Consider the following 15,144-nt stretch of genomic DNA (forward strand, 5'->3'; position numbering starts at 1 on the left):
CCCTTTATCCGCCTATATAATGAAGCTTGGCGCAGCAGCGCTGGCACATGCTGATAGCTGCATCCTCCCTGCTTTGCGGTTCCAGAGCGAGTTCTACCCGCCACCCTTCGGCTCTAAGCTCGTTTGCAGCCGCAATCGCCTCGGGCAGGCTATTTTCCTGCCACGCCACATAGCAGTCCTTAGCTGCAGGCGGTGTGCTTAATCCCTGCCGTTCGAGCGCTAACAGCACCCGCTCAATACCAAGAGCAAATCCGGTAGCAGGACTGTCACTGCCGAAGGAGGCCAGCATTTTATCATACCTGCCGCCGCCGCAGACCGGAAAGCCTAGTCCCGGTGTATATCCTTCAAATACCATACCGGTATAATAGTCAAAATCACGGATTAGTCCAAGATCAAAGTTAACATGCTGTTCTACACCATAGCTGGTCAGCAGCCGGTAAATATCCGCCAGATTATCAAGTGCTCCCCGGCTGACTGCATTAGGTGCCATTTTATACGCCTGCTCAAATACTTCCTGCCGTCCATGCAGCACAGGAATACTCTGTAAGAAGCCCTGCATAGCAGCACTTAAACCGCTGGTCCTGAGTATTTCGCCCAGACCTACCAGATCCCGGCGAATAATTGCCGCCTTGACTAGCTGCTGCTGAGAAGCGCTTAATTCACTCTCCGCCATAATTCCATTAATAAAATCCACCTGTCCAAGGCTGACCTGGAACTGCGTGAGACCTGCCTCCTGCATTGCCGCAACTGCCAACGCAATGATTTCCGCATCGGCTGCTGGTCCCGGAGCCCCCAGGAGTTCAATCCCAGCCTGGTAAAATTCACATTGCCGGCCCGCCTGAGCCAGTTCATAGCGAAAAACATTCGTCAGATAGAACAAGCGCAGCGGCGCTCCTGCTTCGCGCATGCGGGTAGCGGCAATCCTAGCTATGGGAGTCGTCATATCCGGGCGCAGCGCCAATATACGATTATTCTTGTCCAAAAACTTAAACATATGCTGCTCGGCATCATTAGCTGACCCCACCAGCAGCGTCTCTAAATACTCAAAGGTGGGAGTAACCACTTCATCATAGCCCCAGCTGCTGAACAGCTGAGCAAGGCCGGCTTCCACCACCCGCTTGCGCCCCGCCTCACGGGGCAAGAAATCACGCGTGCCATAGGGGATCTGCGGTACATAATCCTGTTTCATTTATGCTGTCACTCCTATCAACTGTTTTCCTTTAAGCGGTCTAAAATTACCTTATAACCGTCAGCCCCGTAATGGAGGCAGCGTTTAACCCGGCTGATTGTTGCTGTACTGGCCCCCGTTCTCAGGACAATATCATCATAGATATGTCCTTCCTGCAGCATACGGGCAACTTCCAGGCGCTGCGCCAGTGATTTTAATTCGCTGATTGTACAAATATCTTCAAAAAACTGATAGCATTCCTCTTCCGACTTAAGCGCCAAAACCGCTTTAAACAATTGATCTGTCAGGGCATCCTTTAATTTCGGATTGACCGTCATGGTCATCGCTCCTTCACTGGATTCTTTTCATTATCAATACTATTCTAGTATAAACATCTTTTTCCTTTCTTTAATCCTTTTTTTCTTTACTTTGTGATAAAAACGCAATATTTTTTTACTTGACATGTTTACACTACCATGATACTATTTGTTACATCAAACTACATAGAAAACTCATTTCATCAAGAGTTGGCTGAGGGACTGGCCCAATGACGCCGCGGCAACCATTCACTTTTATGTGAAAACGGTGCCAATTCCACGGGATTTAATCCCGGCAGATGAAGATAAAAGGTTAGTAACCTCTTCGTCTGTGCGAAGAGGTTTTTGTTTTTTTAGAAAGGAGCAGTTAGACCATGATTAAATTGTCAGGTATTACAAAGACCTACCAGGGCTCAGCCGGACAGGTGCAGGCCCTTAAAGGCATAGATCTTAAAATCGAACAAGGTGAGATCTTCGGTGTTATCGGAAAAAGCGGCGCCGGCAAAAGCACCCTTATCCGCTGCATCAATATGCTGGAACAGCCCTCCACAGGCAGTGTAACGGTAGACAATCAGGAATTAACGACAATGAACGAGCAGGACCTGAGAAATATGCGAAAAAAGATCGGCATGATCTTTCAGCATTTTAATCTGCTCTCTTCCCGGACAGTATATGACAATGTTGCCTTTCCGCTGGAACTGGCAGGCAAAAGCAAGGCGGAAATTGCCGCCGATGTATTGCCGCTCCTGGAACTGGTCGGCTTAACAGACAAAAAAGATCAATATCCGTCACAGTTGAGCGGCGGCCAAAAACAGCGGGTCGGCATCGCCCGGGCACTTGCCAGCAAGCCGCTGGTGCTGCTCTGTGATGAAGCTACCTCCGCCCTTGATCCGCAGACAACAAAATCCATTCTTGATTTATTGAAAAGCATCAATGAGAAGCTCAAGCTGACAATTGTTTTAATTACTCACGAAATGCAGGTAATTAAGGAAATCTGCCACCACGTTGCTGTTATTGAAGGCGGTCTGATCATTGAACAGGGGCCGGTGCTGGATATCTTCACCAAGCCTAAGTCGGCAACTACCCGCGAATTTATCCGGGCGATCATCAATTACGATTTACCGGATATTTTCCTGGACACCAGCTTTTCCGATACTCCCCTGCCCGACGGCAATTTAGTGCTTCGTCTCTCCTTTATCGGTCATGCCGCGGGAGAGCCAATTATTGCCGGGATGATTCGCCGCTTCAATGTGGATACCAGTATCCTCTACGGCAACATTGACCATATCCAAAGCACTCCTTTCGGCACCCTGCTTGTGGAACTGTCAGGAGAACAGCAAAACATTGAAAGCGCCCTGAACTACTTACGGGCGAAAGACTTAGGAATTGAGGTGATTGGCTATGTCGCAAGAAATGCTCGCGCTGCTGGTTGAAGCTTTACTGGAAACAACGTATATGGTAGCAATCTCGGCTTTTGTGTCCGCCTTGATCGGCATTCCCCTCGGCGTCATACTGGTTACGACTGATAAGGGTCACATCCTGGAGAATCTCCCTGTAAACAGCGTATTAGGTGCAATCGTCAATGCCGCCCGTTCTACGCCGTTCATCATTCTAATGGTGGCAATTATCCCGATTACCCGGATGATTGTCGGAACTTCGATCGGAACCAATGCGGCAATTGTTCCCTTAACCATTGCGGCCATCCCCTTTGTCGGGCGGATTGTGGAAGCAGCCTTAAAAGAAGTTGATCACGGTGTAATCGAGGCCGCTCAGGCAATGGGAGCTTCGCCCTGGGAAATTATTAAGAAGGTCTTATTGCCGGAAGCACTGCCCGCGATTATTCTTGGTCTAACCATTACCATTATCAGCCTCATTGGCTACTCGGCAATGGCCGGAGCTATCGGCGGCGGCGGCCTGGGCGACCTGGCAATCCGCTACGGCTACCAGCGGTTCCGGGCCGATATTATGCTGGCCACCGTTGTCATCCTTATCGCCCAAGTACAGCTGGTCCAGTCGGGGGGAGACTATCTCTCCCGCCGGCTAAACAAAAAATAATTACAAAATAAAAACATATTAAACATTCAGGAGGAATTATTGTGAAAAAACTGGCTCTCTTACTTATCTCCCTGCTTACTCTTGCTTTGGTTGCCGCTGGCTGCGGCAGTTCGACCAACAACTCTGCTAAAGCGCCTGGTCAAGCGGCAAAAACGGTGGTAAAGGTAGGCGCAACCGCTGTTCCCCATGCTGAGATTTTAAAAGTTGTTAAACCCTTATTGGAAAAAGACGGTATTGATCTGCAAATCGTAGAATTCTCCGATTATGTCCGTCCTAATGTGGCGGTCGCCGAAAAAGAACTGGATGCCAACTTCTTTCAACATATCCCTTATCTGACCAAATTCGCTGCCGAACGCAATCTGCAGCTGACCTACACTGCAGCCGTTCACATTGAACCAATGGGTGTTTACTCCAAAAAAGTGAAAAATATTAACGAAGTAAGCACAGGCGCTCAGGTAGCTATCCCCAATGACCCGACTAACGGCGGACGCGCTCTTGCCCTGCTTGCAAAAGCCGGACTGATCAAACTGAAAGACGGGGTTGGCGTAAACGCTACGGTTAAAGACATTACCGATAATCCGAAAAACCTCAAAATTTCTGAGCTGGAAGCCCCCCAGTTGCCCCGTTCTCTGGATGATGTAGCGCTAGCCGTTATTAATACCAACTATGCACTGGAAGCAAAATTAGTCCCCACCAAAGATGCTCTGTTCATTGAGCAGAATGATTCCCCTTACGTGAATATCCTGACTGTACGTAAAGGCGACGAAAACCGCCCCGAAATTCAGAAGCTGACGAAAGCTTTGACTTCCGAAGAAGTAAAGAAATTCATCAATGAAAAATATCAAGGTGCCGTAGTTCCTGCATTTTAATCATACTAGGAGGCTTCTACCATGAAAAAATGGGTTAAAACAACCGCGCTTTCCTTGGCTGTTGTATTTGCACTTGGCCTGACAGGCTGCGGCAGCAGTCAGACAACTAAAACTGCTAGTGATAAACCGCTAAAAGTCGGCGTAACTGCCGGTCCTCACGCTGAGGTTATGGATATTGTAAAAAAAGTGGCTGAAAAGGATGGCTTAAAGATTGAAGTAGTCGAGTTCAATGACTATATTCAGCCTAATGTCGCTCTTAATCAGGGTGATATTGACTTAAACAGCTTCCAGCATCAGCCTTATCTGGATAATATCATCGCCGACCGGAAATATGAAATCTCTTTCTTAGCAAAAACCGTTATCTTCCCCATGGGGATTTACTCCAAAAAAGTAAAAAATATTAATGAGCTCCAGCCAGGTGCCACCATCGCCATTCCCAATGATCCGACCAACGGTGGACGTGCCCTGCTGCTGCTCGAAAAAGTGGGCTTAATCAAACTGAAGCCGAATGCCGGCCTCAAAGCTGCTGTTATCGATATTGCAGAAAACACCAAAAACCTGAAAATCAAAGAACTGGATGCCGCGCAAATTCCCCGCTCCCTGGATGATATCGATTTAGCGGCTATTAATACCAACTATGCCATGACAGCCGGCCTCGTACCGACGAAAGACGCTATTGCTTTGGAAGATCCTAATTCTCCTTATGCCAATATCATTGCCGTCCGCACCAAGGATAAAGAAAATCCGGCCTTCCAGAAATTCGTAAAAGCGTATCATTCGGAAGAAGTGAAGCAATTCGTCCAGGAACATTTCAAAGGCTCTGTTGTAGCAGCCTGGTAAATACCTTCCCTACATCAAAAATGACCTGCCCCATTATCGGGCAGGTCATTTCTATTTGCTTCTTATTTCGGTGTTACTTTTACTGCCGTACCGATTATGACAATCATCATTAATCCTTCCCCGACAGTAGAGATAGAATGCTGAGCACCGATTACGGCATCAGCTCCCATCGCAGCAGCTCTCTCCTGTAATTCAGCCAATACGGAATTCACGCTTTTGGCAAGTGAATTCTCATATGAAGTGCTTCTGCCGCCAAAAAAATCGCTTAATCCGGCTAAGAAGTCACGGATCGCATTGGTCCCCATAACAACTTCACCGCTGACAATACCAATATAGCGTGTAATTTGATACCCTTCCAACTGGGATGTAGTTGTAACAATCATGGTAATCCTCCTCTACGGTAGCCTACCATTAGTATAGCCTAAATCCCTTACCGGTAGAAGTATAAAAATGTTGCGGCAACATTCACGATTAAACCGCCTGCCATGGGAATGGCAGTCCGCTTAACGACATCAACCGGCGAAACACCGGCCATGCCGGAAACAACGACAATAACAGCTGTAATGGGTGATACACTGCGCGCCAGGCTGGCAGCAAAGTGCATCGGCAGCAGCATTAGCACAGGAGCAACTGCCATTTTAGCAGCAACTGTAGGTGTCAATGCGGCAAAAGCGAAGAAAGGCGCATTGCCTGAGCCCATGACAACCGAGGACACGGCGATAATGCTGACCATAACAATAATCATACCGGCGGCTCCTAAGCCTGCCGTCTGTGCGGAATTAATAATGGCATCAATGGCTCCGATTGTTTTCAAGCCATGCGCAAAAGTTTCGCCTGCTACGATTAGCGTAACAACAGTGGCCAGCTGAATTCCCATGCCATCAAAAAAGATCTGGATATCCGTAAAGATCTTTCTGCCATCACGATAACGGATATATTCGACAACCATCGTAATAAATACACTGATCAGCATGGCATTAACAATATCCATTTTAATGGAAGCAAACAACAGATTGCTGAAGGCTAAAATCAGAATCAGCGGAATTGTCGGCAGCACCGCATAAAAAGTCGGTGGCAGCGCTTCCTCTTTTTTCGTTTCATCTTTCACTACCGCCGTTTTCTGTACCACATGATCTTCCCGTTTGTCAAACCACTGCTGTACGACATAGTGAAGCGTCGCTACAACTGCCATAACCGTCAAGGCCACAGGAACCTGATACTGCGTCCAGTACGTTGTAATATCCAGGCCAGCCGTGGTGGCCGACAATATGCTCCCTGTATCGCCGGGGCTCCAGTCAAGACATAGGGTTGTACCGATTACAGCTGTTGCCGACAAGCGGCTTACACCAAGACTGACCAGAATGGGATACATGGTTACCATCAATAGCAGCCCCAGTCCCGAAGCACTGTTGATGAATAAGCCCAGCACCTGGCCTGTTAAGTAGGCTGCTGCCAGGACAAGATACGGAGCATGCAGCTTTTCCAGCGGCTTGATTGCAATGCGGACCAGCACCTTGCTGGCGCCGATATGATCCATATAGCGGGCAAAGCCGCCGACAGCCATGATATTTAAGCCCAGCCCGGCAGCGCGCGAGCTCAGGGTCTTCTTAATCACCTCAAACATATCAAAGAAAACCAGTCCGGTACTGTCCTTCGGTGAAAGTATAGTTCCCAGCCCAAAAACAACTGCAATAAGCATTAAAATGATACCTGCCAGAAACAAGACAGGCTGGGGTTTGTACTTTTTAACAATTAAATACCCGACCCAAATAGTAACCAAAAGTGCCGCTACTATTGACACCATCCATAACCCTCCTATTTTTATATAATTCAAACTATGGCCATTCTCATTCTATCACGAGTTTCGCTTTCCGCATATGGATAATAAAAAAAATCTGAGAGGGTATCCTCTCAGACTGGACATTTTATAACCATCCCGTAATCTGATAAAAAACAATAAAGAGAAACGGCACCATCGTTTTTAATAAAGTAATCGCAAAAATATCGCCATAGGCCTGACGATGGGTTAATCCACAAACAATGATTACCGTAATCAGGCTGCCATTATGCGGCAAACTATCCAAGCCGCCTGCAGCCAGGCAGATAATGCGGTGCAATATATCAGGCGGCATGTTAACGGCCTGGGCCCAGGCCAGATATTCCTGACCCAGCATACCGAGGGCAATCGTCAGACCGCCGGAGGCCGAACCGGTGATACCAACCAGGATATTAGCAGTAATTGCTTCGGAAATCAGCGGTCCGGTACCAATTTTAATCTGCATCAGAGCTGCTTTCACAGCCTCAAACCCCGGCAGACTGGCAACTACACTGCCATACCCGTAGCCTGATGCGGTATTCAAAACCGCCATAAGAGAGCTTGCCGTCCCCGCATTCAGCACCGTTTTCATATTGCTATGCTTTCTGAGGTTTTTCCGCCCAATAGCAAGGGCCAGCAATATGCCGACAATCAAAGCCATATTTAAGGACCAAAGGGCCCGTACTTTTTCTACGGAAGGGCTCAGCAGCGACAGCTTCAGCGCCTGAAACGGAATCAGGCTGGCCGGATCCCAGCTATAGGCCCAGGACCACTGAAAAGGGTTGCTGAAGTAAAGATTAACCGTTACGACTGCCACCAGGGGAACCAGCGAAAGTGACCAGTGCGGCAATCCCTGCTCCTCCTTAAGCTGCGGTTCATGCAAAACGTGATTGCCGTACCCTTCGCCCCGGGCTGCCGCCGTGCGATGCCGGTATCCCAGCCAGCCGTAGCCCAGTCCAAAAATCATCAGACCGCTGAGAATGCCTGTAATCGGCGCCGCCCAGGTAGTGGTTCCATAGAAGGTTGTGGGAATAATGTTTTGAATTTGCGGTGACCCCGGGAAAGCGACCATACTAAAGGTATATACGCCCAGCCAGATGGTGGCCGGAATTAATCGCTTCGGTATATCAGCCTGGCGGAACAAAGCGGCTGAAAACGGATACATAACAAAAACAACGACAAACACGCTTAATCCACCATAGGTTAAGGCCGAACAGCCAAGAATGGTGGCCAAAATCGCCTGTTTCCGGCCCAGGCGGCCTACAATAGCTCCGGCTATGGACTTAGCCATACCGGCATCTTCCATGATCTTGGCAAATACTGCTCCCAGCAGAATAATGGAAAAATACATCTTAAAAAACTCAGCTGCCTTGGTCATAAACAATTCGCTGTAAACAGGCATGAGCTGAAAAGGGCTGGCAGCTGCCGCCACCAAAGCAAAAACGGGACCAAATAAAATAATTGAATACCCGCGGAAAGCAAAATACATGAGTAAGAAAAGGCTAAGTGCAATTGCTGCTAATTCCATTTGGTCTCCTTATTCTTTTATAGATTTTGAGTCATTCCACCATAACGTGCTGAGCACGGCCAGCGTCTTTTTTCGCCGGCAACAATAAGGCGGAAGGAAGTACGCCGACAAAGCAAATCAGGGCCAGTACCAAAAAAGCATCATCGAAGGCAAAGACAAAAGACTGCTGGCTGACAACATTGCTCGTCAGCACCAGGGCTTTCAGGTGGGCAGCAGACGCTATACTGCCTGTGTGGCTGAATAATTTCTGCCCTTCATTAATAAATTGATTGGCTGTCCGCGAGGCTACGGTAAACGCTTCAGACAACTGCGCCAAATGAAAGACCTGACGGTTATTAATGACTGTCGTCAAAATAGCAATTCCCAGTGAGCCGCTGACTTGCCGGATAGCATTATTCAACGAAGAGGCTCGGCTTATTTTTTCCATTGGTACCGTATTCATTCCCAGAACAGTTACCGGCATCATAAATAATCCCAAACCAAGACCCCGAACAACCATTACAAACAGTATTGTCGTATAGCTCGTATCCATATCAATGAAGCGAAACGGCAGCGAGCCTATTCCCAGCAAAGTTATGCCGCTGAGAATCACCGGCTTGGCTCCGAATTTATCGGCAAGCTTAGCCGCTATGGGCATCATTAATCCGGCCGTTAATGCCGAAGGAAACATCAGAATTCCTGTCTGCATCGCCGTATAGCCCCGCATATTCTCCATAAACAGCGGAACTAGGAATATACCGCCAAATAACCCAATCGTACCAATAAAGGTAATCATAATACTAAGAGAAAAATTCCAGTTCTTAAATAGCGTTAGGTCCAGTATTGGATTATCATGATTGAGCTCAATAACAACAAACAGAATTAGACTGGTAATGGCAACATAAAACAGCCCCAGGATATAGGCCGACGTCCAGCCCTCATCCGTACCTTCACTCAACGCCAGCAGCAGACAGAACAGCCCCAGGGCCGAAGTAATTAAACCACCTGCATCGAGTTTTTGCGTACGGGAAACCGGGGTTTCTTTTAAAATAAGCGCCGCCAGTACATAGCCGATCACGCCAATCGGCAAATTAATGGTAAAAATCAGCCGCCAATCCCAGTATTCAACCAGGTAACCGCTCAGTGTAGGGCCTACAGCGGGAGCCACCATCGCCGATATTCCCCATATTCCCATCGCCATATTGCGCTCCTGAGGCGTAAATACATAGTAAACGATGGACATGGTAACCGGAATAATTAAGCCGCCGCCAATGGCCTGAATAACCCGGAATACGATCATGCTGTCATTGCTCCAGGCAATACCGCACAATACTGAGCCGATTGTAAATACGGCCAGGCTGAACAAATACATGCGCCTGGTGCCATACACATCACAAAAATAACCGGTAGCAGGCTGGATAACCCCCATGGTCAGCATATAAGCAGTTAAGATCCACTGGGCCTGATCGGTATCAACAGAAAATACCGCCATCATTTTCGGAATGGCGATATTAACAATACTCGTATCAAGAATACTCATAAACCCACCGATAATCGTAACACCTAAAGCCCACCACTTGTAACTTTGCTCTGAAATATCCAAACGGGGAATGGTAAACATGGCAATCCCTTCTCTACTATCCAATATGAACTTTAATAAGCACTGACATACCTGGTCTAAATACCACATCGCTGTCTTTGGGCAGCGATATTTTTATGGGAATGCGCTGGGTTACTTTCGTGAAATTCCCTGACGAATTTTCTGTTGGAATCAGGGCAAAAACCGAATTGGCGGCAGCCCCCACTTCATAAACTGTGCCGGTAAAAGTCCGGCCAGGATAACCGTCAACCGTATACTCCACCTGCTGACCTGGTTTTACTTTTCCGATCTTTGTCTCCTCAATCCGGGCGCTCACCCAGACATCCTGCAGGTCGGCTATGGTAAATAAGGCCTGCCCGGCAGACACGACTTCGCCGGGATTCACTGACTTCAGCGCAACCAGCCCGCTGACCGGTGCTGTTATGGTGGCGTTATCCAGCGTTGCCTGTGCAGCCTCCAAAGCTGCCTCGGCCTGTCTAACCTGCGCTGCAGCCGCTCTTACCGCTTCATCACGGGAACCGGCTAGAACGAGATCCAGCTTCTCTCCGGAACTCTTGTATGTTTCCCGGGCAATAACATAGGCGGTATCCGCACTGTCCCGCTGAGCAGAACTGATAGCCCCGTCACGGTACAGCTTTTCCATGCGTTCATCATTCCGGGCTGCATTATCCAGGCTGGCTTTAGCCTGATCAAAAGCCGACCGAGCCTGATCAATTTCCTGCGGACGGGCTCCGGCAGTTATTTCTTCATACCGGGCTTTCGCCGTAGCCAGTGCTGCTTCTGCCTGTTGTTTCTGTGCTATGATTTCCCGGGTTTCAATGCGGGCTACAATTTGCCCATATGTAACCTGATCGCCTTCTTTAATCAGTACTTCCGTAATACGCCCCGGTATTTTGGCGCTGGTGGTTACAATCGTCCCGCCAATCCGTGCATCATCGGTAGTGACATATTTGGTAGAGTAATACCACCAACCGCCGCCACCAAGGATTCCTGCCATAACAAAAACGGCTAACAACACCATGACGATCTTCGGCTTTTTCTCATTCGGAGTTTGTTTTTCCTCCACTTTTTATCCCTCTCCCTGCTAAACACTGCTGAATCACCAGTTGACCCAATGGTCACCTTTTAAACAAAAAAAATTATTGCCGGGCTACGCCATAAAGAAAAATATCGGCAATAGATTTCGCGGTGCCGTCAATATCGTCACCTACCAGTTTTTGAAAGACCATCATGACGATTACACTGAATAAACCATAGGCAGATTTGGTAACATCGCATTCGCGGATAACGCCTTGCTCAATTCCCTCGTGCAAAACTTTTTCCAGCATCCCGATGCTTTGCCGGAACCAGTCGCGATACTTCTCCTGCTGCTCCGGTTTTAAATTCGATTGACCTTTTGAGCCAAAACCGCGCATTTCATGCATCATAACCCGCCAGAGATCAGCATTATGCACATAAAACCTGAGAAACAGTTTAATAACGGCTTCGACCTTGACAAGTGGCGGCTGCGGTGATTGAACGAGTTCGGCCAGTGCCACCTCAAAAGGTGCGCTTTTTTCCCGGATAAGCGTGTAAAATAATTGCTCCTTGTTGACGAAATAATTATATACTGTTCCTTTTCCTGTGTCTGCCAGTGCAATTATCTCATCAATAGTGGTCCGGTGATACCCTTTTTGAGAAAATATTTGATAAGCGGCATCCAGGATTTGTTCCCGTTTGGACCGATTTTCGTCCTCCCCGGATTCACGAAAGTACTTCATAGTGGCCTCCCTATTCTTTTCACTACTCTCATTATAGGAAGTCCAAAATATACTGTCAACAAATAGAATAATAGCAACATAATATCAAAAAAAAATAGAGCCTCCAGGCTCTATTTTTTACACGCAACCTTGCGAACGGCTGCTGCGAAAACTTCTTTGAAGTTGTTCTTGGATTTCCGTTTCAGCTGTTCCGGGTTAGTCTGCTGATCGCGGTTTTGCAAATCAATCCTTTGCACGACGGCTACTCTCGGTACCATAGTAACGCCCTCCTTGGCTTATGGTATGTTCTTATTACTATTATCGAAAGAAAATGGTAATAAGTTAAGCTTTTTTTGGATTTCCTTACCAAGTTTACATAACTATACTTTTATGCTATCATAGTAGATGCCCGGCAGATATACCGATTCTGGTATTTATTATACTGCCGGTACTACATGTCACTAGGAGGTAAACAATGAGCAAACGTAAGACAACAGCAGTTGCTCTATTGCTGGCTCTCACTACAACAATTGCCACACCGGCTGTACCGGCATATGCCTTCTCGGTTAACGACCTGTTGTCGCAAACCACTGCTAACAGTAGTGCTTCCGGCAGCAGCTCCTCGAATTCATCTTCCGGTAACAGCTTCATGAATATACTAATGGGCCTATTACTGGGCAAACTTTTTAGCAATATGTCGAGCACCGGGTCGTCAAATGCGGCTACTCCTCCGGTATCAATTAATAAAATTGCCGGCCTGCCTGACACTTCAACCAGTGCAAACACTGGCTCAGCTCAGGCAACAGCTACCGGCAACGCATTAATTGCTACTGCGAAAAAATACATGGGTGTTCCTTATGTATGGGGTGGAACGACAACTGCTGGCTTTGACTGTTCCGGATTCACCCAATATGTAATGAAACAAAATGGCATTACCATTCCCCGCACTGCCGCTGAGCAGTTCGCGACAGGTACACCGGTGGACAAGTCTCAATTACGGGTCGGCGACCTGGTGTTCTTCACTACGTATAAAGAAGGCGCCTCACACGTCGGCTTCTATATGGGAGACGGCAACTTTATTCATGCCAGTTCAGCAAATGAGCAAGTCACAATTTCCGATTTGAGTGACACCTACTATGTAGAGCATTATATTGGCGCGCGCCGGTATATTCAAAATTAAGTCCTCAAGATTGTAAAACAAGGCACAAACAATATTCGTTTGTGCCTTGTTTTTATTTATACCACTGCCAGTATTTTTTGTACCGATTCCATCAGACGCTCAAACTTGTGCGGCTTTAAGGACTGAGCCCCGTCACACAGCGCCAGCTCAGGCTGATGGTGGACCTCAATAATCAGTCCGTCGGCTCCGATGGCCATTGCTGCTTTGGAAAGCGGTTCCACCATCGCCCATTTGCCGCTAGCATGGCTGGGGTCAACAATGATCGGTAAATGACTTAACTCTTTCACTGCCGGAATTACGCTGATATCCAGCGTATTGCGGGTATACGTGTCAAAGGTCCGGATACCGCGCTCGCACAGAATGATTTGCGAATTGCCGCCGGCCATAATGTATTCGGCAGCCATTAAAAACTCTTCCAATGTGGCGCTCAACCCCCGTTTCAGCAAAATAGGTTTGCCGCTTTTCCCCGCTCTTTTCAGCAATTGAAAGTTCTGCATGTTTCTGGCGCCAATTTGAATAAGGTCGGCATAATACTCCACCGTATCAAAGGTTTCCACATCCATAACCTCGGTGACAAAAGGCAGTCCTGTAGCTTCCCTGGCCTTTGCCAGCATCTTCAACCCTTCCTCCCCCAAGCCCTGGAATGTATACGGTGAGGTCCGCGGCTTGTAAGCGCCGCCTCTCAGCATAGCAGCACCCGCCTTTTTCACCAGCTCTGCCGTATGAACCATCTGCTCAATACTTTCTACTGAGCAGGGCCCGGCAATGACCGCCTTATGACCGCCGCCAAACTTACAGTCACCGATGGCAATCACCGTATCCTCCGGATGGTACGTCCGGCTGGCCAGCTTATAGGGCTGCTGGACCCGCATGACCTTTTCCACATTGCCGTTTACAGCTATTGTACTTAAATCCAGCTTGGTAGTATCTCCCACTAAGGCGAATACGTTTCTTTCCGAACCTTCAATAAAGGTAACTTCCACATCCATGGTCATCAACTTCCTATGAATTTTTTCTACTTCCGCTTGCGGAGCCCCTGGTTTCATAACAACTAACATCGTTTGTTCCCCCTCATACTAATTTGAAGTCGTTTACCTGAAAGCTAGCCAATAAAAAAAGAAGAGGTTCTTTTGCAGAACCTCTTCTTTGTTGATTGTACATTCGCTGCCACGCCTATGTCCGGCAGTTTATAGCAATCTGACCATCATTAAGATTCTTCACAAAAGCTGCTGCGTATTCAGTTGTTTTGGTAAATGCAAAATAACCAACGCTAAAAAAATAGCCCCGGCTGCTAAAGCTAAACCAAAAACCGCTGTTAAGTTTGCAGACTTTTTGTATTGTCTCACTCATGACGGCACCTGCATTTCTATAAATTCGACAGAACAAACGTTAACTTTAAATACTTATAGGTTTGATTATAGTACCAAAACTGTAATCCTGTCAACATATATTAATGTTTTTAAGAGTTTTGTGTAAACTTTTACACTTAAACTGCAAGCAGAAAGTTCTCAAACACCTTAATCCCATTGGCAGTCAGCACCGATTCTGGGTGAAACTGGACGCCCTGTATATGATACTCTTTGTGCTTAAGTGACATGATAAGCCCATCTTCCGTTTGGGCTGTAACCGTCAGACAATCCGGAAAACCGGCCTGATCGACCAGCAGCGAATGATACCTGCCTGCGACAAAGGGCTGATTCAGCCCCGTATAAATGCCCTGGCCATTATGATACACAGGCGATACTTTGCCATGCACAGGCAGAGGAGCCCGGATGATTGTGGCACCAAATACCTCGGCAATAGCCTGATGCCCCAGGCATACGCCCAGAATAGGCACTTTTCCTGCTAGGAGGCTGATAACCTCTTTTGTAATCCCCGCATCAGCCGGAGTTCCCGGTCCAGGCGATAAAATGACCGCCTCATATCCGGCAGCCGCTACTGCAGCAGTACCAACGGCATCATTGCGGATTACCTCAACCTCATACCCCAGCTGGGTGACACACTGGTAAATATTATAGGTGAAGGAATCATAATTATCGAGTATCAATATCAT

17 protein-coding genes and 1 riboswitch are annotated in these 15,144 nt (G+C 47.6%); of the genes, 5 read left to right on the plus strand and 12 right to left on the minus strand.

Annotation, left to right across the window (positions count from 1 at the left end; all coding sequences use genetic code 11):
• Window positions 1–4 precede the first annotated feature (4 nt).
• Together hisZ and EV210_RS02575 are read right to left on the minus strand one after the other, a co-directional pair.
• The gene (hisZ, locus tag EV210_RS02570; RefSeq protein ID WP_132075188.1) at window positions 5–1,189 is read right to left on the minus strand and encodes an ATP phosphoribosyltransferase regulatory subunit; all 1,185 of its coding nucleotides are present in this window, start codon (window positions 1,187–1,189) and stop codon (window positions 5–7) included.
• A 17-nt stretch (window positions 1,190–1,206) separates the two neighbouring features.
• Entirely contained in the window at window positions 1,207–1,506 is a 300-nt protein-coding gene (locus tag EV210_RS02575) for a YerC/YecD family TrpR-related protein (protein ID WP_132075191.1), read from the minus strand.
• Between the two features lie 176 nt (window positions 1,507–1,682).
• Window positions 1,683–1,791: riboswitch (SAM riboswitch) on the plus strand.
• Between the two features lie 68 nt (window positions 1,792–1,859).
• Between EV210_RS02575 and EV210_RS02580 the strand changes: the two genes are divergently transcribed.
• The 4 genes from EV210_RS02580 to EV210_RS02595 are packed head-to-tail and all read left to right on the plus strand — an operon-like array spanning window position 1,860 to window position 5,249.
• Window positions 1,860–2,918 carry a methionine ABC transporter ATP-binding protein gene (locus tag EV210_RS02580; protein ID WP_132075194.1) on the plus strand — a complete coding sequence of 353 codons (1,059 nt, stop codon included), beginning with the start codon at window positions 1,860–1,862 and terminating at the stop codon, window positions 2,916–2,918.
• Window positions 2,887–3,540 (plus strand): methionine ABC transporter permease, encoded by a 654-nt coding sequence (locus EV210_RS02585; protein ID WP_132075197.1) that lies wholly within the window; start codon window positions 2,887–2,889, stop codon window positions 3,538–3,540. The genes EV210_RS02580 and EV210_RS02585 overlap by 32 nt, the downstream gene beginning before the upstream one ends.
• Window positions 3,541–3,581: 41 nt before the next feature.
• Window positions 3,582–4,409: a MetQ/NlpA family ABC transporter substrate-binding protein gene (locus EV210_RS02590; RefSeq protein WP_132075200.1), complete on the plus strand. Its 828-nt coding sequence runs from the start codon at window positions 3,582–3,584 to the stop codon at window positions 4,407–4,409.
• A gap of 21 nt (window positions 4,410–4,430) precedes the next feature.
• Entirely contained in the window at window positions 4,431–5,249 is an 819-nt protein-coding gene (locus EV210_RS02595; protein ID WP_132075203.1) for a MetQ/NlpA family ABC transporter substrate-binding protein, read from the plus strand.
• A gap of 62 nt (window positions 5,250–5,311) precedes the next feature.
• Here the strand turns inward: EV210_RS02595 and EV210_RS02600 are convergent, their stop codons facing one another.
• The 7 genes from EV210_RS02600 to EV210_RS22460 all read right to left on the minus strand — a co-directional run bounded on the left by EV210_RS02600 (window position 5,312) and on the right by EV210_RS22460 (window position 12,189).
• On the minus strand, window positions 5,312–5,632 hold the full coding sequence (locus EV210_RS02600; protein WP_132075206.1) for a YbjQ family protein: 321 nt from the start codon (window positions 5,630–5,632) through the stop codon (window positions 5,312–5,314).
• Window positions 5,633–5,679: 47 nt separating this feature from the next.
• Window positions 5,680–7,053, minus strand: coding sequence for a C4-dicarboxylate transporter DcuC (gene dcuC, locus EV210_RS02605; protein ID WP_132075209.1), 1,374 nt, complete (start codon window positions 7,051–7,053; stop codon window positions 5,680–5,682).
• 121 nt (window positions 7,054–7,174) lie between these two features.
• On the minus strand, window positions 7,175–8,593 hold the full coding sequence (locus EV210_RS02610) for a GntP family permease (RefSeq protein WP_132075212.1): 1,419 nt from the start codon (window positions 8,591–8,593) through the stop codon (window positions 7,175–7,177).
• A 31-nt stretch (window positions 8,594–8,624) separates the two neighbouring features.
• Window positions 8,625–10,193, minus strand: coding sequence for a DHA2 family efflux MFS transporter permease subunit (locus EV210_RS02615; RefSeq protein ID WP_132075215.1), 1,569 nt, complete (start codon window positions 10,191–10,193; stop codon window positions 8,625–8,627).
• 16 nt (window positions 10,194–10,209) lie between these two features.
• On the minus strand, window positions 10,210–11,238 hold the full coding sequence (locus EV210_RS02620; protein WP_243650405.1) for an HlyD family secretion protein: 1,029 nt from the start codon (window positions 11,236–11,238) through the stop codon (window positions 10,210–10,212).
• A gap of 73 nt (window positions 11,239–11,311) precedes the next feature.
• Window positions 11,312–11,932: a TetR/AcrR family transcriptional regulator gene (locus EV210_RS02625; protein ID WP_132075218.1), complete on the minus strand. Its 621-nt coding sequence runs from the start codon at window positions 11,930–11,932 to the stop codon at window positions 11,312–11,314.
• A gap of 110 nt (window positions 11,933–12,042) precedes the next feature.
• Window positions 12,043–12,189, minus strand: a complete 147-nt coding sequence (locus EV210_RS22460; protein WP_165898761.1) for a hypothetical protein — start codon at window positions 12,187–12,189, stop codon at window positions 12,043–12,045.
• A gap of 197 nt (window positions 12,190–12,386) precedes the next feature.
• Between EV210_RS22460 and EV210_RS02630 the strand changes: the two genes are divergently transcribed.
• Window positions 12,387–13,091: a C40 family peptidase gene (locus tag EV210_RS02630; RefSeq protein WP_132075221.1), complete on the plus strand. Its 705-nt coding sequence runs from the start codon at window positions 12,387–12,389 to the stop codon at window positions 13,089–13,091.
• A gap of 56 nt (window positions 13,092–13,147) precedes the next feature.
• Here the strand turns inward: EV210_RS02630 and aroF are convergent, their stop codons facing one another.
• The 3 genes from aroF to EV210_RS02640 form a co-directional block, all read right to left on the minus strand.
• On the minus strand, window positions 13,148–14,149 hold the full coding sequence (gene aroF / locus EV210_RS02635) for a 3-deoxy-7-phosphoheptulonate synthase (RefSeq protein ID WP_132075224.1): 1,002 nt from the start codon (window positions 14,147–14,149) through the stop codon (window positions 13,148–13,150).
• Between the two features lie 115 nt (window positions 14,150–14,264).
• Window positions 14,265–14,441 carry a hypothetical protein gene (locus EV210_RS22465; RefSeq protein ID WP_165898762.1) on the minus strand — a complete coding sequence of 59 codons (177 nt, stop codon included), beginning with the start codon at window positions 14,439–14,441 and terminating at the stop codon, window positions 14,265–14,267.
• Window positions 14,442–14,577: 136 nt separating this feature from the next.
• A complete protein-coding gene (locus EV210_RS02640) occupies window positions 14,578–15,144 on the minus strand; it encodes an anthranilate synthase component II (RefSeq protein ID WP_132075227.1) in 567 nt (188 codons plus the stop codon).

This window comes from Anaerospora hongkongensis (assembly GCF_004339805.1).
GTDB classification, from domain to species: domain Bacteria; phylum Bacillota; class Negativicutes; order Sporomusales; family DSM-15969; genus Anaerospora; species Anaerospora hongkongensis.